General features: G+C 39.3%; 21 protein-coding genes. 5 read left to right on the forward strand and 16 right to left on the reverse strand.

Annotated features, from left to right (window positions below; translation table 11 throughout):
• Window positions 1–24: 24 nt before the first annotated feature.
• Window positions 25–477, reverse strand: a complete 453-nt coding sequence (locus tag IOC57_RS05605; protein ID WP_207437796.1) for a MarR family winged helix-turn-helix transcriptional regulator — start codon at window positions 475–477, stop codon at window positions 25–27.
• A gap of 122 nt (window positions 478–599) precedes the next feature.
• On the opposite strand from IOC57_RS05605, the gene IOC57_RS05610 reads away from it, so the two are divergent.
• A complete protein-coding gene (locus IOC57_RS05610) occupies window positions 600–1040 on the forward strand; it encodes a GNAT family N-acetyltransferase (RefSeq protein WP_207437797.1) in 441 nt (146 codons plus the stop codon).
• 276 nt (window positions 1041–1316) lie between these two features.
• Here IOC57_RS05610 and IOC57_RS05615 read toward each other — a convergent pair whose 3' ends face one another.
• A complete protein-coding gene (locus IOC57_RS05615) occupies window positions 1317–2282 on the reverse strand; it encodes a tRNA dihydrouridine synthase (protein ID WP_207437943.1) in 966 nt (321 codons plus the stop codon).
• A gap of 767 nt (window positions 2283–3049) precedes the next feature.
• Between IOC57_RS05615 and IOC57_RS05620 the strand changes: the two genes are divergently transcribed.
• Window positions 3050–3538: a divergent PAP2 family protein gene (locus IOC57_RS05620; RefSeq protein ID WP_207437944.1), complete on the forward strand. Its 489-nt coding sequence runs from the start codon at window positions 3050–3052 to the stop codon at window positions 3536–3538.
• Window positions 3539–3720: 182 nt separating this feature from the next.
• Here IOC57_RS05620 and IOC57_RS05625 read toward each other — a convergent pair whose 3' ends face one another.
• The 10 genes from IOC57_RS05625 to IOC57_RS05670 all read right to left on the reverse strand — a co-directional run bounded on the left by IOC57_RS05625 (window position 3721) and on the right by IOC57_RS05670 (window position 15910).
• Window positions 3721–4428: a GntR family transcriptional regulator gene (locus tag IOC57_RS05625; RefSeq protein WP_207437798.1), complete on the reverse strand. Its 708-nt coding sequence runs from the start codon at window positions 4426–4428 to the stop codon at window positions 3721–3723.
• A 268-nt stretch (window positions 4429–4696) separates the two neighbouring features.
• Window positions 4697–5749: a YeiH family protein gene (locus tag IOC57_RS05630; RefSeq protein WP_207437799.1), complete on the reverse strand. Its 1053-nt coding sequence runs from the start codon at window positions 5747–5749 to the stop codon at window positions 4697–4699.
• 45 nt (window positions 5750–5794) lie between these two features.
• On the reverse strand, window positions 5795–6544 hold the full coding sequence (locus tag IOC57_RS05635; protein WP_207437800.1) for a PIG-L deacetylase family protein: 750 nt from the start codon (window positions 6542–6544) through the stop codon (window positions 5795–5797).
• A 151-nt stretch (window positions 6545–6695) separates the two neighbouring features.
• On the reverse strand, window positions 6696–8048 hold the full coding sequence (locus tag IOC57_RS05640; RefSeq protein WP_207437945.1) for an aminotransferase: 1353 nt from the start codon (window positions 8046–8048) through the stop codon (window positions 6696–6698).
• A 151-nt stretch (window positions 8049–8199) separates the two neighbouring features.
• Window positions 8200–9963 (reverse strand): sulfoacetaldehyde acetyltransferase, encoded by a 1764-nt coding sequence (gene xsc / locus IOC57_RS05645; protein WP_207437801.1) that lies wholly within the window; start codon window positions 9961–9963, stop codon window positions 8200–8202.
• A gap of 174 nt (window positions 9964–10137) precedes the next feature.
• Complete coding sequence (gene phnX / locus IOC57_RS05650) at window positions 10138–10968, reverse strand: phosphonoacetaldehyde hydrolase (RefSeq protein WP_207437802.1); 831 nt, start codon at window positions 10966–10968, stop codon at window positions 10138–10140.
• Between the two features lie 94 nt (window positions 10969–11062).
• Window positions 11063–11518, reverse strand: coding sequence for a hypothetical protein (locus IOC57_RS05655; protein ID WP_207437803.1), 456 nt, complete (start codon window positions 11516–11518; stop codon window positions 11063–11065).
• Between the two features lie 178 nt (window positions 11519–11696).
• A complete protein-coding gene (locus IOC57_RS05660; RefSeq protein WP_207437804.1) occupies window positions 11697–13109 on the reverse strand; it encodes an amino acid permease in 1413 nt (470 codons plus the stop codon).
• 372 nt (window positions 13110–13481) lie between these two features.
• Entirely contained in the window at window positions 13482–14114 is a 633-nt protein-coding gene (locus tag IOC57_RS05665) for a YitT family protein (protein ID WP_207437805.1), read from the reverse strand.
• Between the two features lie 380 nt (window positions 14115–14494).
• Window positions 14495–15910 (reverse strand): sigma-54 interaction domain-containing protein, encoded by a 1416-nt coding sequence (locus IOC57_RS05670; RefSeq protein WP_207437806.1) that lies wholly within the window; start codon window positions 15908–15910, stop codon window positions 14495–14497.
• A 175-nt stretch (window positions 15911–16085) separates the two neighbouring features.
• On the opposite strand from IOC57_RS05670, the gene IOC57_RS05675 reads away from it, so the two are divergent.
• Window positions 16086–17285, forward strand: a complete 1200-nt coding sequence (locus IOC57_RS05675; RefSeq protein ID WP_207437807.1) for an iron-containing alcohol dehydrogenase — start codon at window positions 16086–16088, stop codon at window positions 17283–17285.
• 291 nt (window positions 17286–17576) lie between these two features.
• Entirely contained in the window at window positions 17577–18902 is a 1326-nt protein-coding gene (locus IOC57_RS05680) for an MFS transporter (protein ID WP_207437808.1), read from the forward strand.
• A gap of 128 nt (window positions 18903–19030) precedes the next feature.
• On the opposite strand, the gene tatC is transcribed toward IOC57_RS05680, so the two are convergent.
• From tatC to IOC57_RS05695, 3 genes are all read right to left on the reverse strand, one after another.
• Window positions 19031–19765 carry a twin-arginine translocase subunit TatC gene (tatC, locus tag IOC57_RS05685; RefSeq protein WP_207437809.1) on the reverse strand — a complete coding sequence of 245 codons (735 nt, stop codon included), beginning with the start codon at window positions 19763–19765 and terminating at the stop codon, window positions 19031–19033.
• A gap of 114 nt (window positions 19766–19879) precedes the next feature.
• Window positions 19880–20092: a twin-arginine translocase TatA/TatE family subunit gene (locus tag IOC57_RS05690; protein ID WP_207437810.1), complete on the reverse strand. Its 213-nt coding sequence runs from the start codon at window positions 20090–20092 to the stop codon at window positions 19880–19882.
• 69 nt (window positions 20093–20161) lie between these two features.
• A complete protein-coding gene (locus tag IOC57_RS05695; protein WP_207437811.1) occupies window positions 20162–21904 on the reverse strand; it encodes an alkaline phosphatase D family protein in 1743 nt (580 codons plus the stop codon).
• A gap of 563 nt (window positions 21905–22467) precedes the next feature.
• On the opposite strand from IOC57_RS05695, the gene IOC57_RS05700 reads away from it, so the two are divergent.
• On the forward strand, window positions 22468–22623 hold the full coding sequence (locus IOC57_RS05700) for an aspartyl-phosphate phosphatase Spo0E family protein (RefSeq protein ID WP_207437812.1): 156 nt from the start codon (window positions 22468–22470) through the stop codon (window positions 22621–22623).
• A 506-nt stretch (window positions 22624–23129) separates the two neighbouring features.
• Here IOC57_RS05700 and IOC57_RS05705 read toward each other — a convergent pair.
• Window positions 23130–24116 (reverse strand): 2-hydroxyacid dehydrogenase, encoded by a 987-nt coding sequence (locus IOC57_RS05705; protein ID WP_207437813.1) that lies wholly within the window; start codon window positions 24114–24116, stop codon window positions 23130–23132.
• Window positions 24117–24131: the final 15 nt, after the last annotated feature.

The raw sequence follows: 24131 nt of genomic DNA on the forward strand, positions 1-24131 counted from the left end.
TTTGGCCTCTTTTTTTTAAATGTATCAATACTCCCTTTTATTTCCCCTTTTCACAAATTCCCAATCCACCTCAATGTTTTTTCTGACTCTTTGAAGAAGATGAAGCATTGTTTCCGTTTCCTCCAAAGAAAATCCAGATAATGCAACCTTGTCGGTATACTCTCCTTCTTTTTTCAAAAAGGGATAGACCCTTTCACCTTTATCAGTAGCATATAACTTTTTAATTTTTTTGTTTTCCTCATCATTTTTCTTTTCGATAAAACCTTGTATTTCTAGTTTTTTAATGGCACGAGCCGCTGTCGTTCGGTCAACCTTTATCATTTCTGCCAACTTTTCTTGAATGATTCCTGGATTTTCACATATTCGAACAAGATACAAATACTGCCCTTTTGTAAGGTCAATTTCTTTAAATTCGATATTACTTATAGAGTCCAGTGCCCTTGCTATCATTCCAATTTCACGGAGTATTTCCTTCATTCCAAAAGCCCCTGACTTTTTTGTTGTATTTACAACAAAAATAATTTCATTTATACTAAAAAAGGATATACATTTATTATGACTTGTCTTTTTAAATAAATCTAGAAAAGGGATGAAGAACATTGGATTCAAAAAGAATAACTACAGAAAATGATTTAAAAATAGCCTTCCATATCAGAAAAGAAGTATTTGTAGATGAACAAGGCTTCCAATTAGAAAGTGAATTTGATGAATTTGATTCACTTAATTCTTTATCTGAACACGTATTAGTCTATTATAATGAAAAACCAGTCGGAACTGGAAGGTTAAGAGTTGTTGATGGTTTAGGTAAATTGGAGAGAATTTGCATCTTGGAGCCTTTCCGTAAATTTGGTCTTGGAAAAATAATAATAAAAACGTTAGAAGAAATTGCAAAGGAAAAGGTAATCTCCCGGGTTAAATTACATGGGCAAACACAGGCAGAGGGCTTTTATAAAAAACTCGGCTATCAGACTTCATCTGATGTCTTTATGGAAGATGGCGGTCCACATCTTTTGATGATAAAAGAATTAGTTAATGAATAAGTGTGTTAAATATGAGTATAACAAATAAAAACCTCTATCAGATGGGATCCCTTGGTTGTTTTTTAACCATACAATCTGTTGCCATTTTAACTGTGTTTTTTTACTTGTATTAACAAACATATAAAGAAATTGGCTGGAATGAGTCCGGTTCAATACCGTCGTCACACCAGCCAATTAACTGTTTAGTATAAACTCTAACTTTTTGGGGACACACCAGTTTAACGTCCTACTTCGCCTTTACCTTGAATGGGGAACTTCTACTGTTCCCCCATTCCATCAAGATTCTTTTGACCCAAAATTTTCGAGCAAAGCACGTGCTTCATCTGTTGATTCTGTGTTCATTAATTGATTTCTTAATTCACTTGCCCCTCGAAACCCACGGACATATATCTTAAAAAAGCGATGAAGAGCCTTGAACGGACGTAGCTCCAATTTTGAATATTTATCATGGAGATCCAGATGTAACCCTAGGAGATCAAGCAATTCCTTACTGCTATGATCTTTCGTCTCCTTTTCAAAGGCAAATGGATTATTAAAAATACCACGCCCAATCATAACCCCATCAATACCATATTGTTGAGCGAGCTTTAAGCCAGTTTGACGGTCAGGGATATCCCCATTGATCGTCAAGAGCGTATCTGGTGCCACCTGGTCACGAAGTTTCTTAATCTCCGGGATTAGTTCCCAATGAGCATCTACTTTGCTCATTTCCTTTCTTGTACGCAGATGAATGGAAAGATTAACAATGTCTTGTTTCAATAAGTGTGTTAGCCAGTCGTGCCATTCGTCTACATCCGTGTAACCAAGCCTTGTCTTTACACTTACCGGCAATCCTCCTGCTTTTGCTGCTTGTATTAAATCTGCTGCAACTTCTGGGCGACGGATAAGGCCACTTCCCTTCCCATTCTGTGCCACATTAGGTACAGGACAGCCCATATTGATATCCACACCCCGATAACCTAGTTTCGCCATACCAATGCTCATTTGCCGAAAGTATTCAGGCTTATCCCCCCATATATGGGCTACAATTGGTTGTTCATCCTCTGTAAAAGTCAAACGCCCACGCACACTTTGCTTCCCCTCGGGATGACAATAACTCTCCGTGTTTGCAAACTCTGTAAAAAACACATCGGGTCTAGCTGCTTCACTCACTACATGGCGAAAAACAACATCCGTCACATCTTCCATTGGTGCCAGTATAAAAAATGGTCGTGGTAAATCACGCCAAAAATTATCTATCATATTCAAATTCAAATCCTCTCATTATGGGGTACCACGCCAACCCCATATCCCAAAATTAAAAAGCAAAATGTCCCTGCTTCTTTTACACTTATACCATGCTTAATCACTTTTTATCAACTGATCGGAAATGTTTATTTTAACTCACAATCTCTGTACAACCAAAATATCTCCTGCAAAAATCCACTCTATCAACTAGCATTCCACTGTTCGAGTTAAAATAAAATTTTGCTGAAAAAGGCTGAAAAGAAAATTAGAATAACACTGGATTGACAAGGGTTTAACAGTAAAAAGACCGTGAAATCGCAAAAGTCCTTTTTAACGAAATCCGGGTCCAATTGGCAAATGATTATTTTAACTGGCAAGAGCATTTTTTATTTAGACATCTTCAATTCCAAATCCGTCACGACTTCAACATGTGTGGTAAACAGAAACAATGTACCAATGTTACTCAATCAACACATCAAAACCTGTTCGGGTAATAGGCATTGCATATCCTTGATCTTGTTCATTCCATTGCCACCCTTAACACCATGTTAATAATCTTCCGTTATATATTTTCTTTATGGGACTCATCTTATAAATATTATTATGAAATGGTCGAACACGGACACTGAAAAAAGGGTCATAAAAATTAACACAGGTAGACTTTTTAATAAATGCTGATAATCATGGCATTACTGCATATAAAAATTATTTTTGGGGTATCAAAAATAGGGAAGATAAATTCCCGGATTGGGTTGGACTGGTCTGGAGTGGAGGGATTGCTCATGGAAAAGATGAATCGGGGAATTTTAACGGCGCTGTCGGCGATCGGCATTGCGCAAGGACTGAAAATTTTAACCCATAATAAGCTGACGGGAAAGTGGGACTTGAAGCAGGCTTTCACAACAGGTGGCATGCCCAGTTCGCACTCTGCTGGTGTGGCCGCACTGGCATCCTATGTGGCAGCGAATAAAGGATGGCTGCATACGGAAACATCGCTGGCGACAATTTTTGGCGTGATTGTGATGTATGATGCACAGGGGATTCGGCGCCATACAGGCGAAATTGCTAAGCTTGTAAATGATCTTGAAAATAATATGGCGAAATTTTCTGGAGAGTTTCCGAGCTTCGAGTATGTGGAGCGTGATAAAGAGCTGAATGAACTGCTAGGACATCAGCCTGTGGAAGTGGGAGCAGGTGCGCTGCTTGGAGTTGTACTTGGGCTTATTTCTGCTAAATTGGAGGATGGCAATCCCTCCAAACAAAACGGTTGAAAACAGTGGACAAGCCTTGATATTCTAGATCTTCAAGTAAGATATATATTTTGATCATAACAATAGATTATAATTAAAACGTTCCTATGTTATTAACATAGCCTTGTATATATTGGTAGATTTGAAAATGACCTAGGCCTCTCAGCTCTCTTAGAAAGACCTAGGTCATTTTATGTGCAAAATCAATTTTTCCGAGACATTTTCATGGCAAATGAGTACATATCCGATCGGAATAACCCTTTATAATATTCCACTAAGTTACCATCAGAATCAAAAATCATTCGTTCTGTAATCAGCAAGCACATCGTTTCGGCTATACCTAAGTGTTCTGCATCTTCTTTTGTTGGAAAGCCGCAGGTTATGATTTGTTCCGCTTCACAAAAGTCAATGTTTAAATCACCTTCGAGTGCATCATACAATACGGTTGTACTTAAATCGAATTTCGTCAATTTTTTTCCTAGGTCCAAAGAATAATAATGCAATTCAATGGCTATTGGGACATCCCCCTGTAACCGAAGCCTTTTAATATGGTAAGATTCATCCTCAAACCCATTTGCATCAGCTATATTTTCAGGTGTCATTACACGGCCATGATCTAGTAGTTCAATCCCCATGCCTTTAGTGGTTTCCGTAAAACTTATCATCTTAAGCCATTCTTGTACAGGCTTAAGGGAAACGAACGTTCCCTTCCCATGCCTCTTTTCCAATATTCCCTCACGAACCAGGATGGATACAGCTTCCCGTACAGTGCTCCTGCTGACTGAATACATATCCATAAGTTCCCTTTCACTCGGGATTTTGTCTTTATAATACCCTTCCAAAATCTGATTTTCCAATATGGTTTTCAATTGAGCATGTAAAGGGATTGGGTTTTTAAAGTCTAACTCCATAAAATTTCCTCCAAACAGAAAAAGACATCGTAATGTTCGTATCAGTTCTTATATTGTAAACCAAATAGTTATAATATTCAAACATGCCAGTGTTCAATTTTCCCCTAAAATTAGGATTTCATCACTTCCGCACCCCTTCTTTTCCCAAAAAGCTTTTTCTTCGGATGAATAAAAAAACCTGAATAGATCTATATATTCAGGGCTTATCCATATGCATTCTTCATCACATTTCAGGCATCATATACTGGGACAATAGAAAGCTTATTTATTAAACGATAAAGTACGAGATTATGGAAAGCAGCAAAGAGGTAATGGTCATGGCTAAAAGGGGACGCATGGCTTTTGTCCGCAGTGCCTGCAGGCTTACATTCAATCCAAGACCGATCATGGCCATTGTCAAAATAAATGTAGTCGCTTTGGATATCCCATCCATTACGAGAGGCGAGACCGTAAGATAAGTTCCAAACACATAACTTCCTATTAGACTCATGATTATAAAACCAACGAGGAACCATGGAAAATCAATTTTGGCATCATTGCCCATTTTCCCGGATGTGCGTTTTTTCATCCAATACATAAAAATGAAACATAAAGGGATAAGTAAAAAGACACGGCCCAATTTTGCGAGTAGTGCAATCGCTAGCGCATCTTCACCAGCCGGTGCTCCTGCCAATGCAACATGGGCGATTTCATGCAGACTGATCCCAGACCAGATTCCATAATCTAAAGCAGATAGCGGAAGGATCGGACGTAAAAGTGTATAAACAATGGAGAAAAGTGTTCCCATTAATGCAATGATCCCGACGCCTATGGCAGTATCCTCTTCCTTCGCTTTCACGATTGGAGATATTGCCGCAATGGCTGCTGCACCGCATATCCCGGTTCCTACAGCAAGAAGAAGGGAAATGGAAGCATCTGCCTTAAGCCACTTGGCAATCAGGACCATCACGACTATGGCAAATGTCACTGTCCCTATGTCACGTACCAACAGCGGCAGTCCCTGATTGAAAATCACATCGATATTTAATTTCAACCCGTATAAAATAATGGCAAAACGCAAAAGTTTTTTTGCGGAAAATTCAATTCCCGGCCGGAACTTCTCTGGATATCCCGCAATTTGACGATAAATCACGGCAATGATGATCGAGCATGCAAGAGGACCGATTCGATTGAATCCTGAAATCTTGGACAGCCCCAAGCCTAAGAGGGCAATAAAAAAGGTGAAAGCGATACCGCTCAGCCACAAAAGCACCTTTTTTTGAAGCGGTTTTTGCTGCACCAGAGGGGTTTCTTCAAGCGGATCATATTTTTCCAATTCCATACTTTCCTTCCCCCTTTCCAGATAAACTAAAGCACAAATTACGTATCATCCCATCCTTTCAATCGTTTGAAAAAAATCGGTATCTTCTATATTAGTAGGTGAATTCCCTTTGATAAAATACTCGTATTCCTTTAAAAAAGGCAAGCTTAGATTTTTATTCCCCCACAATGCAGGAACAGCTAGAGTCTGGGAGCGATGGGACTTTAAGGCACTGATCTTTTTCTGTAAAGTCCCTGCTATATTCACTCTTGTGATACTGCTCTGCCCATTTTCCTTTAACCATTCATCATAAAAAGAAGGCCAAAGGACAAAGTACAGATTATGGACCTTAAAAGCTGGAAAAACTGTATCTGGATAAAAATCGGGATCTCCTGATTTTAGAAAAGCAAATTCAGCAGCACGGCCAATCGCACAATGGTCTGGATGCCCCCCATATTTCTCATGGAATGTTACTAGTGCATTGGGTTGAACCTTACGAATCACCTTTACGATTCCCTCCGCCAATAAATCGAAGCTTTCAAATTCAATCGTTTTATCCCTTACGTTTAAAAATCGCAAGTCTCTGATCCCCAACTCTTCACAAGCTCTTTTTAACTCCTCCACCCTTAGTTCAGGCAATGCCTCCCTTGTTGTAAGAATGGGATTTCCCATGCGCCTGCCCATTTCGCCTTTTGTCGCACATAGTAAAGTTATATGAACACCTTGCTCAGACATTTTGGCAATGGTTCCGCCACATAGGAATGATTCATCATCGGGATGAGCAAGAACCACCAATAACCTTTGTTGTGATTGCATATTTCCTCCTACTTCGGATTCTCCAGTTTTCCCACACAGTCAGATCCCAATATGAAAAAATGGACATGGATGTCAAAACGGTTAGACATATCATGCCCATCTTCAAATTCGTCTATAAATATAGCATCCTAAAGCCAATCACCTTTTATGGTTAGCATAATTCATATAAAACGGATTTAACCGTTTCTATGACAAAGCGTAAATCTTCAACGGTCGAAGATAAAGGCGGTGCAATGATCAATACATTTCCATATCCAGGAACTGTATCACCATTACGCCCGATGATAAGACCATTCTCCTTGCAAGCCCCTATAATTTTACCCATGAATTCATCGGAAACAGGCGTTTTTGTCTTTTTATCCTCCACCAATTCAATGCCATATAAAAAACCAACTCCCCGAACTTCCCCTACTTTATCCAGGGCTGTCAATTCAAAGAGTTCACTTAGTGTCGAGTCACTAAGTTCAGATACCCGTTGAACGATTTTTTCATTTTCTAAGATTTCAATGTTCTTTAGCGCAACTGCGCAAGATGCAGGGTGGCCTCCATATGTTGACACATGCCTGAAATGATTTAAATTTCCGTTCTCTTTGAATTTCTCATAAATCCTGGAATTCACAGCCGTTGCTCCAAGTGGAAGATAACCACTGGTCAAACCCTTTGCCATTGTAACAATATCGGGTTGAACCCCATCAGAGTGCATGAACCCAAACATTTTTCCAGTTCTTCCAAAACCTGAAACCACTTCGTCCACAATTAAAAGTACATCATGCTTCTTACATATTTCAGAAACCCTCGTTAAGTATTCTTTCGAAGGAATAAGGACCCCTCCACCGGAGATGAAAGGTTCAAGAATGACACCCGCTACCGTTTCAGCTCCTTCAAAGTTAATGACCTGATCGATATATTCAGCTGCAAGTAAATCGGAATTTTCAACGTTTTCCCCAAACGGACTTCGATAACTGTACGGCGGTGGCACATGAAGGAAACCTGGAACCGCCGGATCATATTTCACTCTCCGATTAGCCTGCGCGGTTGCGCTAAGTGCGCCAAAAGTATTGCCATGATAAGCTCTGTACCTTGAGATGAATTTGTATTTACCCTGATTCCCATTTTGAGAATGATATTGCCTGGCTATTTTAAAAGCTGTCTCATTCGCCTCAGAGCCGCTGTTCGTAAAAAAAGTTGTATAAGAGCCCTTTAAATGTTCACTTATTTTTGCAGATAATTCAATTGCCGGCTTATGGCTTAACGTTAAAGGGAAATAAGATAAATTAATCATTTGTTCATAGGCTGCCTGCGCAATCTCTTTACGACCGTGACCCAGGTTCAAGCACCATAATCCGGAAACCCCATCTAAATATTTATCACCTTTAGTATCTGTGAACCATGAACCGGTTCCTGCTGTAGCCATCATGGGAGCATCCTTCTCATTATAGCGATGCATCGCATGCCATAAATGGTCTTTATCCATTTGAACAAGGTCTTTCGTTTCAGTTTCCATCTTCACAATTGAAACCCCCTTCTTATTCATTGAACGCAATTAAGTTAAGTTCCCATGCTGTTACAGACCTTTATAGAGAGAATTGGTGATGGTGCGATGACCCAAATAGTTCACCAAGTCATCGTACCTGTCATATCACCTTTTCACACCATTATTTGTTCCAGTTTTTATGATCTAAATGAGAATATTTTTCTAATAATCTAGTAGGCATTTTTAATGCATCTTTTCTAAATGGAGGAGCTAATTGTGTTCCATCCACTTGTATATCAATGACAGTCGGTTTATTTGATTGTATTGCTTCTTCAATGACAGTGCCTAACTCCTCAGGTTTTTCCACTCTAATACCAACAGCACCCATTGATCGGGCAACTTCTGCGAAATCAGGATTTTGGATGTCCGCCCCTACAAAACGATTATTATAAAAATCGACCTGATTCTTTTTCTCTGCACACCATGCATTATTATTGAAGACACATGCTATAACAGGTATGTTTTCTTCAACAGCCGTACTCACTTCATGTAAACTCATGCCCCACGCGCCATCTCCAACAATGGCTAAAACAGGCGTGTTCGGTTCTGCTAACTTGGCACCAAGTGCTGATGGGTAAGCAAATCCCGTATTTCCGAATGTAAGCGCAGCGATATGCCTGCGGCTCTGGTTGAATCTCAAGTAAGCGTTTGCAGTTGACGATACATTACCGATATCTGTAGTAACGATGGCATTTTCAGGCAACACTTTAGTCAATTCCAAAAGGGCTCGACGTGGATTGATCGGGGTTCCATCGATCATTGCGAGTTTCACCAATTCTTCTTCCCATTTTTGTTTTTCATTCGTTACTTCGACCATCCGCTCTTTTTCTTGTTTTATGTTAGGTTTACTAGCCTTCAACCGTTTCAAGATTTCATGGCTCGCTTCACGGGCATCTCCGATAATTCCAACTTCCACAGGGTGTGTCCTCGCTATTTGCCTTGGGTTAATATCTATTTGGATGATTTGTGCATCTTTAGGGAAATAATCAATGTCATAGCATGGTAACGTTCCAAAAACCGATAATCTTGTACCGACCGCCAATATGACGTCCGCTTTCTTTAGTGTATTCATGGCTGCCTTTGAACCCATGTAACCGATTGGGCCGACTGACAATGGGTGATCAGCAGGAAAGGCATCATTATGCATATAGGAGACAGCTACCGGAGCTGTTAAATATTCTGCAATATTTTTAATTTCTTCAATGCCATCTGAATCAACCGTTCCCCTACCGGAAATAATGACAGGATACTCAGCCTTAGCTAAAATTTCTGCCGCTCTATCCAAGGATGCAGAGGATCCGCAGCCCCGTTCATCTACGCGATATTGATGCGGTTGAAGTATTTGATCCTCCACTTCTCCATAGAAGTAATCACGGGGGATATCGAATAAAACCGGTCCCCTCTCGGCATAGGCAATTCGAAATGCTGTCCTAAGGCAATCAGCGACCCGGCCTGGGTGTGTCACTCTAACCGTTTCTTTCGTGATGGCCTTGAAGATGGAAACCTGGTCACATTCTTGAAAACCATCCCATCCAACTGTTGGTGTACCAGCTGAAGGTGATATGACCACCATAGGAGTATGAGCTTGATTGGCCGCTGCAACAGAGGTGACCATATTCGTCATTCCAGGTCCGTTTTGCCCGATGACAACTCCTGCTACACCAGAGACGCGACAATAGGCATCTTCCATATGTGCTGCACTTTGTTCATGGCGGACACCAATGAAACGAATGCCTGCAGTTGGCAATAAATCAAGCATATCCATGAAAGCAGATCCCAGAATTCCCGAGATATGTTTAACCCCCTCGGCCACTAATGTCTCAACGATGGCTTCACTTGGTGTCATTTTAACTTTCGTTCCTCTTAATATTTTTGTTTCGACCATAGCACATTCTCCTTAATTATATTTATTTCTGATAATGACGTTGCGACGTCCGTACCAGTTATAAGATGTATGATACTATCATTTGCTGTAACAGTCAATAAATAAATTGAATATTTTGAATTTATTTAACATCCCTGATCACCATAGTCACTAACTCATGTATATGAATCTCTTTTAACCAATAAATATATCCTTTTTTTCTGTCAATCTGTAGTTGATCCTATCGATGATCTCCAATAAATCGCCTATTTCATCAATTACGAAATCGGCACCTGCATTCAAAAAACGGTTTTCCGCATGTTTCATCCGTTTTTGCAGATCATACGGGTCCATTTCGTTGATTTCTGCTTCTGATAGGCCGATTTCACTACCGCCTTTCAAAACGGCAACAGTCCACATTCCCGCAGATACGCCCTCTTGGATGTCACTGATCGTATCGCCGACTTTAACGATTTTGCTGAGTGGATACACTTGGAGATTCATCGCCGTCTTAAAGCACATCCAAGGGGCAGGCCTTCCTGTAGGCACATCGGTAGACGCAACGATGGAATCTGGATGATAGCCCCATTTTTCCGCCTCTTCTTTAACAACATCAATCATTTCACGAGTATATCCTGTTGTCGAACCGATTTTTATTCCTTGCTGCCTTAAACGGCCGACTAATTCAATAACGCCTGGTATTGGCTTGGCGTTCTCCTTAAGAACCTTAAAAAGCAAAGCCTCAAAGTCCTTATATAATGATTTTAGATCTCTTTCGTCCGATTCTTTCCCGAATTTAGCAATCCATAAATTGGAGATTCGTTTCATTTTCAGGAGTTCCTTTATATGATCCATTTTCAATAAACCCATAGGTTCCCTTGCTTCCTTACTGGTAATATCTATCCCCCTTATCCTGAATATCTCGACAAAAGCTTGGACCGGTGCAAAACAACCATAATCCACCGTCGTCCCTGCCCAATCAAATATCACAGCCTGAACCTCTTTAAATTCTTTTGCACGTTCCAATCTAAGTTCCCCTCCTCCTCCAAAATCACCAAACTAGCTAAGCCTGTTAAAATCCATAAATCCCCTTCTGGTGATAACCGGGTATAAAGAGAATTCATTTTACTTCTTCCAAAAATAACTGTAAATCTTCTACAGTTGCTTCAGAGAGTCGTTTAATCTTTTCAAGATCCTTGTCCGGATTCCCTGACTCCCCAATTAATGGGTATAGGTTTTTCTCAATCCTTTCATACCAATCGGGGTATTCATCTTCCACTTGTTTTTCTATCGAATCCCAAATAGAACTGATCTCTTTTCCCATTTCTTGAATTTTCTCTGAATCCACCTCCGTACTTATTTCTGATTCCAATCCTTGTATGGATTGCATCACATCGCCGACACCTTTTTTAATAACCTCTGCATTATGGGTTCCACCCGTATTTGAATCCTGATTTTCATTCATGACTGTACTTTTTTCTTGTTGAGCCTCGTCTCGTTCAGCTGAATTGTTGCAGCCTGACATCAACATGGCTCCAAGGACAACCCCACTAGTTATTACATGGAATCCATTCAACATAATCCCTCCTTCATAATTTAAAAGAAAGATGTCACCAAACACTTGTTGGAACAACTCTCTTTTTCTATGGGAAATCATATTCTAGCTGATTAGTGATTGAAGAATTTTGTCTGAGGAATTCCATAGAAGTAAACGAAGCATTACCTTAAATTAAATCAATGGTATAGAGCCAAAGCTATAACTTTTCAGAATTAGGGGAACCAGAAACAATAGTTAATTCATTCTTTAAATACTTCGCTTTTTTTCGCCTAATGAAAAAGAATGAACAGATAACGATCAAACTAAATAGCATGGTGAAGATAAACTGTGGACGCTGCGAATCGATAAATGCCATTAATATTAACACGGAAATCATGGAAATTATCGTTGCATAAGTCAAATACGGGAATAACCACATTTTAATCTTGAAAATTCCGGGATTCTCTTTCTCCATTCTCTTCCTTAATCGCAGATGGGAAACTGCAATGGCCAGATAAACAAGAATTCCGACTCCACCCGAGGAATTCACTAAAAAGAAGAAGATTTTATCAGGTGAAACATAACTGAAAATGGTGCTGATAAAGGCAAATAAAGTAGAGCCGACTACAGCAAATATAGGGACACCGTTCTTGCTCACTTTTGAAAATAACTTTGGAGCGTCACCCTTTTGTGCAAGTGAAAATAACATGCGCGAACTGGTATATAATCCCGAATTCAAACAGGAAAGCAATGCAATGAGAATCACTATATTCATGATCAGGGCAGCAAAAGGGATTCCCATCATTTCCAGTACGGCAACAAATGGACTTTTCAGCAAAGAAGCCGAATTCCAGGGTAATAGCGTCACTAGTATTGCGATGGACCCGATATAGAAAATCAGGATTCGCCAAACCACACTATTCAATGCACTTCTAACTGACTTAACCGGATCACTGGTCTCACCCGCGGCAATAGCTGGAATTTCCACGCCAACAAATGCATGGAAAACAATTGCGACTCCAACAAGCACCGAACTTAGCCCATTTGGAATAAAACCGCCGAAATTCAAAAGATTGGAAGCGCCGGGTGGTTTTATCGTTGGAATAAACCCTAATATCACTGCCACACCCAGGCACAAAAATAGTATGATACTGATTATTTTAATGATTGAAAACCAGTATTCGAACTCACCAAACGATTTTACGGAAAAAATATTCGTCATTTTCAATAGGATAATCAATGATAGACTTATGACCCAGACGGGAACGGAAGGAATCCAGCTGTGTATGATCGCAGCTCCCGCTGTTGCTTCCAAAGCAATTACGATAACCCAAAAGAACCAATATAACCAACCTGTTGTAAAACCTGCCCATTCACCAATCCCCTCCCTTGCATAAACGGCAAAAGATCCAGTATTGGGATTCACTGTGGCCATTTCCCCAAGCATCCTCATGACTAAAACAACAATCAAGCCTGCCAAAACATATGATAATACCGCCCCGGGGCCCGTTTGACCAATAATGATACCGCTTCCTACGAATAAACCAGCGCCTATGACACCACTCAAAGAAATCATCGTTAAATGTCTTTGTTTCAGACCTGGTTTCAGTTCTTCCTGTTGATGTTTCATACCCTCCACCAACTTTCAATATTTTGGGGAATCAACTAAGATAATCGATACTTTAATGTAAAAATAAGGCTTTTCAATTGCCTGTCCTTTACACTTTCACAAAGATAATGGGAACTTGGAAACATGGCATTTTAAAAACAACACAGGAGATGACGCTATGAACTTAAGATTCTGTATCACTTGTCCTCCTTCCTTAATGCTATTTTGAAATTCAAAGCAGATATAACATCACTACGTCATGATGTTAGTACCACTTTCTATGTGTATAATACACTCTGGTTTTTTCAAAGTCAATTTAAAAATCAGAATATTTAGATAACAAAATGCTATTTTCCAAATAAAAAAGCGGTGTCCATTAAGTCTGAATTTCATTCATTTTACTTCTTTAACCTTGGAGGTTGTATCCAACACACTTCCCACAGCTGACTTCGCGGCCTTCTCCTTCCTATCCAGCATTTTCTTTAAAAGGTATGAAAAAAGCAAGGTAAACGCAATTCCCTTAACAATCGATGTATAACCGTAAACAAGAAGACCCAATATCAGTACGATAAGATTAATAATCCTGATTGTCGCTGCAATATCTATTTTTTCATTTTTATGATGCAAAATTAAGGCAATCACGTCAAAGCCAACAGTGGAGGCATTTGCTGTTATACATAAATAATATCCTATCGCAATCAAAATTGACGAAATGATAATCACTAATACGATGTGAATATCAAAATTTATATTCATTGAATAAAAAAAATTAAAAAAAACCATGTAGCTAAGGGAACTTACGATCGACTTAAAAAAGTACTCTTTCCCTAGAAAAACTAAACAAATGATTAATAGTAATCCTGTAACGAAATTGGCTAGCATGGCAATGTTATAACCTGATAATGCATGCAATAATAATGCCGAGCTAGTTACACCGCCATTGATAATTTCATTGGGAACGATTAAATAAGCATAGGCAAAGGTCATGGAAATGTTTCCTGCGATAATCTTCAATATATCCTTCATGATCTTCTCACCATCCCTCTCGATATTTTGATATGCTTTCCCCCCCTAAATTTATATTTATACTTGAACCATAAGATACACAATCATCTCTTATTCAGATTCGAAACTTCACCTTTCGATATTTTTACAATCACATTCTTATGTTTCCTTTTGAATGTCCAATTCCCTTTTTCATGTTGGAAATTATCTTATGATAGTGTTGGTTTAAAATACTGTGAGGGTTTAAAGGGGAATCTAATTTGCAGAGTCATTATTATCTAGGAAGCAACGTTTCTTTCATAACTACCCGCTGATTATCGTGGAGGGATAAACTATAACCAGAGGTAAAGATTTAGGATTCATTTCCTCTATGTGCAATATTTTTATATATTTCATTTGCTTCAATACTGAATCCCAAGTCGTTTCATTCTCCTAATTAGATTTGCATGGTCAATTTCGAGTTTAATAGCTGCCTTCCGAATGCTTGGTGAGGATTTTAGGGCTTCAATTATTATCTGAGTTTCAAATTGATTCATTGCTTTCTTCAAATTAAAATGAGCAGTGGAGGATAAATGATATTCCTCATTTTCATTATCGCTTTCTAATTTCCAATTATCTCTAATATGTTCAGGCAGGTCTCTAGGGAATATGGAAGGTACTGATGTTGATACCACCAAATACTCTATTATATTTTTCAGCTCACGGACATTTCCTGGCCATTGGTACCATTCCATAAGCTTTATCGTTTCAGGCATTATTTTTTTTATTAAACCGAACTGCTCACAAAGCAGTTTAAGGTAAAAGTCAATAAGGGGTGAAATATCAGATTTCCGCTTTAATAACGGTGGTATATCTAGATGGATCACATTAATCCGATACCATAAATCTTCTCTGAATTGCTTTTTATTAATAAGTTCCCTTAGATCTTTATTGGTCGAACAAATTAATCGAAAGTTAAGAGGAATTGGCCTTGTATCACCTATACGGGTAATGGCTTGATCTTGAAGAACGCGGAGCAATTTAGCTTGCATTAACAATGGAAGTTCACCAATTTCATCTAATAGGATGGTACCCATATTCGCTTTTTCAAAAAAGCCAGCCTTTCCCCCTTTTTTAGCTCCAGTAAACGCTCCATCAGCAAATCCAAATAATTCCGACTCAAATAATTCAGATGGGATGGCTGCACAATTCACTTTAATAAAAGGGGCTTCTTTTTGTGGGCTGTACTGATGAATGTAATTAGCCAACACTTCTTTACCTGTCCCGGAGTCACCTGTAATGAGTACAGATGTTGGAAATGCAGCAATTTTTTTTGCCTTTTCTATTAAATTCTTCATTTGCTGACTTTTAAAAATAATTTGCAGATGGTTCATGCCTTGTTTTGCGTCAATTTCCTTATCAAGTTCCATTTTTCTTGTTTGACTTTGTAAATGATTCAAATAAGTTATATCTCTTACACTCGTAACTATCATTTTTACCTTTTTCCTTGAATTATCTAAGACCGGAGTAGCTGTTGCTACAAAAAATTTACATTTATTGATTTTTTGCATGATAGTGGTAGTTTTCTTAGACTGTAATGCCATATACGCAGCTGATTCATCAAAATACTCCAATAATACTAAATCTCTAATATCTTTACCAATAACTTCATTACGATTTATCCCTGTCATTTCTTCATAAGCCTTATTAACTTCTATGGTGATTCCATCTTCATCCACCACATAAAGTCCATCTGAGGAAAAGTCAATGATTGTCCGCATTTGTTTATTCGTGGCCTCTAATTGTTGTACCTTTTCTAGAAGTTCATTTATTCCCATTATTTTTCGCCTCCTTTTGTAGTCATTTTATTACCAGGTTGGTGACAATTCAACACCATAATTTTTTTGGGAGCACTGTTTTTTTGCAATTTTCCCAACATTCCAAGTTCGGCATGTTTCTTGCATTAGTATTTCAGTAGGAAAATCTTTAACAATACTAAGAAAGGGTGATAAAATGGCTATACTTGATTTGCCTCGGAATATTTTAGTTGAAAATGGGGCCATCCATTATTTAGGAAACCTAATTAGATCAAAAGGAGGGAGAAAAATTTTCATTCTCATGGACTCTTTCTTGGCTAGACCTCCTTTAAACCTCCATGAAAAGATAAGCATAATCTTAATGAAAAGTGGCATAGAATTTAAATTTTTCAAAAATTTTTCAGGAGAACCGTCTACCCAACATGTGGAAGACGCATTAACGCATTTCAATGACTTTCAGGGAGATTGTGTACTTGGCATAGGAGGAGGCAGTGCCATTGATTTAGCAAAGGCATTATCAATTTTCGGTAAATCAATGGATACTGAATGGAATAGCATACCTAATTACCTAAAACTAGATCGGCTCCCTCTTTTTGCAGTTCCTACAACTTCTGGAACCGGATCTGAAGTTACTAAAATTATGGTTATCACGGATTTTGAAACGAATATAAAAATGAATCCTAGTCATCCGGACCTTGTTCCAGATGTGGCAATTTTAGATCCGGAATTAACTTTAAGCCTCCCCTCCAATTTTACGGTCTATACTGGTCTTGATGCTCTTTCACATGCTATTGAAGCCCTTCTTTCGAATAGGGCAACCGTCATGACCAAATTATTCTCTCTTGAAGCTATAAAACTAATCGAAAAATCACTGCCAAAAGTTTTTGTGGATGGTTCAGATATCGATTCTAGAAGAGAAATGATGTTGGCAAGCTGTTATGCAGGCATCGCTTTTTCAAACGCCTCCACAAATTTGGCCCATGCAACAGGAAGAGCGTTAGGAGCGAGGTTCCACATTCCACATGGACTAAGCGTAGCATTGCTGATGCCCCTTGTTATGGAATTCAGCCTAGATTCCTGCCAAGAAGATTTTGCTGAAATCGCTTTGGCACTGGGGGCCTCTCCCTCTCTCAGTAATGAAAACCTTACTTTATTTCCTATTTCTTTACTAGAAGAATATAATGAAAAGTTCGGTATTTGGAATGACGGACTTAAATATATAGACACCCAAAAGTTAAATTCCGAAATTCCAGCATTAGTTTCTGATGCTCTTTCAGGTAATGGAATAGCAACCAATAGGAAAGTTCCGACTGAACAGGACATAAGGAATGTCTTTTACTTATTAGCTGAGAAACTATCTAACCGAAATTCACAAACTGTACCAGAAATAAAATAAAGAAATAGAAAAATGAAAGCGCATACTATCCGCCCGACCTGAAAGTTTTCACTATAATTGAATTGCCTATAAGCTGATCTAAATAAAATTCATTCACTATAAAAACTTTATAAAAAAACATTTTGAAATAATGCCAAATTTACAATTAGAGTAATTAGGTACTGGTAAATGGATTAAATTGTCCTCCACCCAGATTATTATTTATGGAAATGTAATTGAATACTTTATTGAACTCTTCTTCATATTTCCAACCATTTTTTGAATTTATCAATGTTAGGGAGGAAAAGAGAGATGGAAATAAAAAAGGGTAAAACACTCTCACGCGTGGTGGGGGCCAGTCTCATTGGTTCAACGATTGAGTGGTATGACTTTTTCCTTTACGGTGTAGTCGCTGGAATTGTATTCAATAAGTTATACTTTCCTGCTGATGATCCAATTGTATCCACTTTGTTAGCCTATGCCACATTCGCTGTGGGGTTTATAGCCCGTCCGGTGGGAGGATTAATTTTTGGTCATTTCGGAGACAAAATCGGTCGGAAAAGCATGCTGATAACCAGCTTAGGCATTATGGGCGGGAGTACTGTATTAATCGCCCTTATACCCACTTATAACCAAATTGGCATATGGGCCCCCATCTGCTTGCTTATCTTAAGAATATTGCAAGGGATTGGACTAGGCGGTGAATGGGGCGGTGCTGTACTAATGACTTTTGAACATGCACCGATAAAAAAAAGGGGGCTATATGCTAGTTTGCCACAAATTGGACTATCAATAGGGTTGCTTTTGTCATCTGGGGTTGTGGGAGTACTTTCTTCTACTTTATCTGACAGTCAGTTCATGTCATGGGGATGGCGAACAGCTTTTGCACTTAGCTCCATATTGATATTCCTTGGTTTATGGATTCGGCTTAATGTTTCAGAATCACCTGAGTTTAAAAAAGTGAAGGAAAGTAACACAGAATCTAACATGCCCATAAAAGACATGTGGAAAAATAATACGGGTAATGTCCTGGCTGGCATGGGTGCAAGATATATAGACGGTGTGTTCTTTAATGTTATGGGTGTATTTTCTATTACCTATTTAACAAACTCCCTTGATTTATCACGTACCGAGGCATTACTCGGTGTGTCCGCAGCAGCATTTGTCATGTGCTTTTTCATTCCCATCTTCGGTCATGTATCTGACCGGTTTGGGAGAACCCGAACCTATTTAATTGGTAGTCTTGTAACAGGACTTTCTGCACTTCCTGCTTTTTGGATAATGTCGAATAGTAATGGCAGCACCCTTGTAATCTGGTTGGCACTCATCATTCCTCTAGGAATCTTTTATTCGTCCGTTTATGGGCCTGAAGCTGCTTTATTTGCAGAGCTATTTGATGCTCCTGTCAGATACACAGGAATGTCTTTCGTCTATCAATTTTCAGGAATTTTCGCAAGTGGTTTGACCCCTATCATTGCCACTGCATTATTAGGTTATCATAATGGATCTCCCATTTTACTTTGCTTTTACGTCGTTTTTGCTGGTTTAGTGAGTGCAATATCGGTTTGGTGGATTGGTAACAATAAACTTAAAACCACTCCAAATATAAAGTCAGAGGCCATGTTAAAAAAAGGGTAATTCACTTAATTATTTCCACCAAGTATTATTCCGCAATAAAAAAGTTGAGGGGCATGCCCCTCAACTTTTTAGTGCTCCCTAAATATTTCCTGGGAAATGTCGCTTACCATAGTTTGTGATGAGCCATTTCATGTGACTGATAATGCTGACTCATCTTTCATAAGCCTTTTACGATAAACCATATTGGACAACTGAACACTCACTTCATAAAGCATAAGCAGAGGGACGATAACCAAAATGTCCGAAATGATATCTGGAGGCGTGATCAGGATCGAGATGATGACCAGGACGAAATAAGAAATCTTACGAGACTTCTTCAACACTTTTGGATTGATGATTCCTAATCTGGTCAGGAACATGACCACAAGCGGCATTTCGAATAAAATCCCGAAAGGCAAGATCAAATTAATCATGAACCGAAAATACTTTTCCGCTGTGAACATCATCTCGAACTGCCCGGCCGATAGGGAAGTGAGGAAACCCAGCACTATTGGAAACAACACAAAATATCCAAATGAGATACCTGTGATGAATTGAATGAACAGCCCTGGTATGAACCGAAATGTAACTTTTCTCTCTTCCGGTTTCAACGCTGGAGCCACAAAGCGCCATAACTGAAAGGCTGCCCGTGGAATCGTTGCAGCTAATGCGCAAACCGCAGCGATCATCATATATACCCAAAGGATTTCACTCGGACCGAGCACGGCAAGCTTTCCTTCCAAATCCTTAATGAGCAGTTCATAAATATCCTTTATGAATATGAAACCCACTATGAAAAAAGCAAGAAAACCTATCAGTGTCTGAATGATTCTGCTTCGGAGTTCCTCCATATGCTCAATTACATGTAAATCCTTACTCTCCACTTTCACTCCTCCTTTTTAGTTATTTTCTTACCATATTGCAAATAGCACTTCCCCTCGACCTTCTCTCATGAAAAGAAGCAGGCGAGTCTATCCGCTCGCTATAACACATTTAATTCATCCCTCTTTTTTAACAGCTCTTAACGCAGCTTTATTCTCGTTTTCATCCTCTTTTTCCGAATCATTCACCAATCCTTTGGTGGCACTTTTGAATTCCGATAATGTCCGGCCAAATGCACGGCCCATTTCTGGCAGCTTGGACGGTCCAAAAATAATCAGTGCAATCACGAGGACGATTACCAGACCGGGTATCCCTATATTTGAAAGCAATCTTATTCACTCCTTTGATTTTTCATTTTTCTTCACAAAGTCCTTGTCAAACATCCTAATCGTTCCCTATCAATTAGTGACTTTCCCCCGACTGTTCATTCTTTGTTTTTCATGTGCGCGATTATGGGCACGTGTCCGATCTTCCTCAACTTCGTTCGTTTTTTGTGCACCTTCCGTAACCGCTGCTGATGCGACCTTTCTCAGCCCTGTTTGATCCTTATCAAAAACAAAGGATGCTCTTGTCGAGATATCCGCACCTGGTTCTGTCACGAATGGGACTACACGGTAGTCCGCCTTCCATTGTTCTGCTGTTACTTTACATCGGACATATCCCCGGTAGTCATTAAAGAACTTTATATGTGGATTCTGACTTAGTATTTTATCCGTATCCGCACGCTTATCCGCACCATTTCCACCGGATGTGATGGAAGTGCCTACAAACTCCACACCGAAAATCTTGGAATTTGGATCATCGAAATCCGACTTTAAATTGGCGGCCCAGCTTGCATGTACATCACCGGTCAGCACGACCAGATTTTCCAGGTTGTTTCTTTTGATTACATCAATCAAGCGATCGCGTGCAGCCGGGTATCCATCCCAGGAATCCATGCTGAATTTGGGAGCGATAGGTGTTCCATAATTCCGTTGTGAAAAGAAAATCTGCTGAGGCAATACATTCCACTTCGTTTTTGATTTTGAAAGATTGTCAGTTAGCCACTGTTCCTGCTCTGGACCTAATAATGTCCGCTTCGGATCAAGTGACTCCGGCGTTTGCGGTGAACTGACATCGCCGTTTGCCTGGTCATCCCTATATTGACGTGAATCCAATACAAAGAAAGAGGCCAGGTTGCCATATGTGAAGTTTCGGTATAACCGCATATCCGCTCCCTTGGGCAAAGACGATTTACGAAGGGGCATATGTTCATAGTAAGCCTGATAAGCCGCTGCCCTTCTCTTGATGAACGCTTCAACCGACTGCCCTTTTTCGGGTATGACATTTGCATAATTGTTTTCAACTTCATGATCATCCCAAGTCACGACCCATGGGAAAGCTGCGTGAGCCGCTTTTAAATGGGTATCAGAACGGTATTGTGCATATCTATTTCGATAATCAACAAGCGTGATGATCTCCGGACCATTATGTACACGGACATTACCTGTAGAAGCAACATATTCATTTGGTCCATATTCATATATATAATCGCCAAGGTGGAAGACAATATCCAGATCTTCTTTTGCCAAATGTTTATAGGCCGTATAATAACCATGCTCAAATTGCTGGCAGGAAACAAACGCGAATGATAAGCTCGGAACACTTGAACCTACTGGCGGAAGTGTTTTCGTTTTCCCAGTCTGACTTACTTCCCCACCACTTTTAAAGCGGTAAAAATAGACATTATCTGGTTTTAACCCGCTTACTTCCACGTGAACGGAGTGGCCAAGTTCAGGTCTGGCTATTTCCTTGCCTTGTTGGACTATCTTTCTGAAATTCTCATCCTTTGCCACTTCCCATTTAACGGAAATGGATTCTTTTGGCATTCCTCCTCCATTCAAAGGATCAGGTGCCAACCTTGTCCATAAAACTACACTATCCGAGAGTGGATCACCTGAAGCTACTCCGAGAGTAAATGGATAATCACTGAATTTCGGGGCAGCATTCACTTCAATCCCGCCCATGGATTGAGCAAGGGCAAGACCTAATGAAAGTCCGGCAAGCTTACTTGCTCCCTGGATAAAGTTTCGGCGGTCCATATTCTTTCCTAATTCGCTCCAATTCTTAATTAAATCCTCCATTGCTCTTTCATTATTCATTGTTCTTTCCCTCCTATTATTTGATTCCGGTTCAAGTATAGAAGAGCATTTTTAAAGGTGTATAAAGAAGTGTAAATCAATAACTTTCCAATCGGGATTTTTCAGGCAGGTCTAATGGCTCCCTTCGAACACAAAAAGCGCATTCATTCACTCTTTCGTTTACATAGACCTACAATGTCTTACATTTACCGACAGTCTTTCGTCCTGTTTCTCTTAATGAATCATTCATTCAATCGTTACAAATAAATTCCATGGGTTATTTTCACAATAAGGAAACTTACATTAGAATTTTGATTCCAATCTGTTTATGTAAGCCTGAAGAGGACTGCGAAATAGTAGAATAAAATGAGATCCCCATTACTTTTTGGATCTCATCGTTTTAAGTAACCCTTAGATTCGAAGGAAGTATGGAAATCATCCTTTTTTTTCAAAATCGGACTAATGAATGCTTCAATAATATTTAATAAGTAAATACTCACTCTTATTTGAAAACAACCTAATTTATGTAATAATAGACTCGTAACAAAAAATGAAAGTACTTGAGGGATTCTGCATTGGAGAGTATGGAAGAATTACATGAAAAAATTGAGGTATTGAGGAAAGAATTAATAACTACGGGATTGATATATGGATTTACTTCCCCAAAAACATTACATAAAAGCCAGGAACTAGATAAACTGTTGAATTTACTTGGACTGGGAAAGAGCCAAATGGTTTAGAATATGTCTAAAATCAGGAATGAAAACAGATTTTATTTTTCCACTACACTTCATGGGATCATTACAACTGCAAGAACTATCACACGGAGTTATTTTGGAATTTTTTTAATAATCACTGTGCAGTCCATGCAGCATATTTCTGGTACTTTATCACCTCGTATTCTTTTCTTGGGATCGTGGACTGATTTTTATATAATAAATCTAATGAAAATTACCATTCCTTCTTACCTAATGTATAATTCTAGTTTTCTACGTTTTATTTTTTGTCGGTATTGTGCCGTAGAACAAATCATTTAGGATCATTTTGATCACATTCTTTCTCCCTCTTAAAAAGCATCCAAAATGAATGGATGCCTTTTTTATCGAATTTTTCTTTTATATCCTCCATTTAATAACAAACAATCTATCTCATCTAAGTTTATGAATGGTGTGAGTTTTCAAATATCAACGATTCATTTAAATTGTCATGGACAATCTATTATTTCTGCCGTGTTAATGATTTTTTACTATTTTAATGACTGCAGTCCTTTCAATTCAGGGACAACATTGCTTAGCTCCCTTCCAGTAACCATTGCAACGAGGTTCTTCGCCGCAAGCATGGCCATATCAAATCGTGTTTGATGAGTGGCTGAACCTATATGCGGCAGGGTAACCACGTTTGGCATCGCTAAAAGCGGATTGTTAGGCAATACGGGTTCCTGTTCAAATACATCCAAACCAGCTGCAAGGATTTCCTTATTTCGCAGTGCTTCAATGAGTGCCTTTTCGTCCACCGTCTGACCGCGGGAAGTATTGATAAAGATCGCGGATTTTTTCATCATTGCGAATTGCTCCCGCCCCATAAGATGCCTCGTCTCCGAAGTATAAGGGACCATTAAAAGAACGAAATCGGATTCCCGTAAAAGGTGCTCTAAAGAGGAATAGGTTGTACTAAGCGATACCTCGACTTCGGATTTCCTTCGCCGATTATGATACAAAACTTCCATGTTAAAACCGAATTTGCCTCGTCTTGCAATAGATTCCCCAATCCTCCCCATACCGATGATGCCCAATGTTTTTCCATGAACATCAACGCCGAAAAGGGGTTCATCGCCTTTATTTCCCCACTTGCCATCCTTTACAAGCTTGTCCAGTTCCGGTATACGACGGGCTGCTGAGAGCATTAAGGCTAAAGCTAAATCGGCCACGGTTTCATCGAGAACATGAGGTGTATTCGTGCCGATTATGCTTCTCTTTTTCATTGCCTCTAGATCAAAGTTGTTGTAGCCTACCGAGATATTACTGACAGCCTTTAAACATGGTGCATGATCCAGAAGTTCATCATCTATTTTTTCTCCGGTGATGAGCAGTCCCTCCGCATCGGAAATTTGCTTTAACAGCTGGCTTCTGGTAATGGGTTCAGGGCCGTTCCATATTTCATACTGGCAATACTTCGAAATATAGGCCTCTACCTCGGCTGGTACTGGTCTTGCTATATACACTTTTGGCATCAATTAATATCCTCCTCG

This window comes from Bacillus sp. SD075 (genome assembly GCF_017355165.1).
Taxonomy (GTDB): domain Bacteria; phylum Bacillota; class Bacilli; order Bacillales; family DSM-1321; genus Peribacillus.

What these genes read in the sequence shown, in the direction of transcription:
- IOC57_RS05640 (WP_207437945.1), bottom strand. Translation starts at nt 8,048, where the DNA reads ATGGAAACTGAAACGAAAGACCTTGTTCAAATGGATAAAGACCATTTA.
- IOC57_RS05680 (WP_207437808.1), top strand. Translation starts at nt 17,577, where the DNA reads ATGGAAATAAAAAAGGGTAAAACACTCTCACGCGTGGTGGGGGCCAGT.
- IOC57_RS05620 (WP_207437944.1), top strand. Translation starts at nt 3,050, where the DNA reads ATGGAAAAGATGAATCGGGGAATTTTAACGGCGCTGTCGGCGATCGGC.
- IOC57_RS05635 (WP_207437800.1), bottom strand. Translation starts at nt 6,544, where the DNA reads ATGCAATCACAACAAAGGTTATTGGTGGTTCTTGCTCATCCCGATGAT.
- IOC57_RS05605 (WP_207437796.1), bottom strand. Translation starts at nt 477, where the DNA reads ATGAAGGAAATACTCCGTGAAATTGGAATGATAGCAAGGGCACTGGAC.
- IOC57_RS05660 (WP_207437804.1), bottom strand. Translation starts at nt 13,109, where the DNA reads ATGAAACATCAACAGGAAGAACTGAAACCAGGTCTGAAACAAAGACAT.
- IOC57_RS05665 (WP_207437805.1), bottom strand. Translation starts at nt 14,114, where the DNA reads ATGAAGGATATATTGAAGATTATCGCAGGAAACATTTCCATGACCTTT.
- xsc (WP_207437801.1), bottom strand. Translation starts at nt 9,963, where the DNA reads ATGGTCGAAACAAAAATATTAAGAGGAACGAAAGTTAAAATGACACCA.
- IOC57_RS05615 (WP_207437943.1), bottom strand. Translation starts at nt 2,282, where the DNA reads ATGATAGATAATTTTTGGCGTGATTTACCACGACCATTTTTTATACTG.
- IOC57_RS05695 (WP_207437811.1), bottom strand. Translation starts at nt 21,904, where the DNA reads ATGAATAATGAAAGAGCAATGGAGGATTTAATTAAGAATTGGAGCGAA.
- IOC57_RS05700 (WP_207437812.1), top strand. Translation starts at nt 22,468, where the DNA reads ATGGAAGAATTACATGAAAAAATTGAGGTATTGAGGAAAGAATTAATA.
- IOC57_RS05675 (WP_207437807.1), top strand. Translation starts at nt 16,086, where the DNA reads ATGGCTATACTTGATTTGCCTCGGAATATTTTAGTTGAAAATGGGGCC.
- IOC57_RS05670 (WP_207437806.1), bottom strand. Translation starts at nt 15,910, where the DNA reads ATGGGAATAAATGAACTTCTAGAAAAGGTACAACAATTAGAGGCCACG.
- IOC57_RS05630 (WP_207437799.1), bottom strand. Translation starts at nt 5,749, where the DNA reads ATGGAATTGGAAAAATATGATCCGCTTGAAGAAACCCCTCTGGTGCAG.
- IOC57_RS05625 (WP_207437798.1), bottom strand. Translation starts at nt 4,428, where the DNA reads ATGGAGTTAGACTTTAAAAACCCAATCCCTTTACATGCTCAATTGAAA.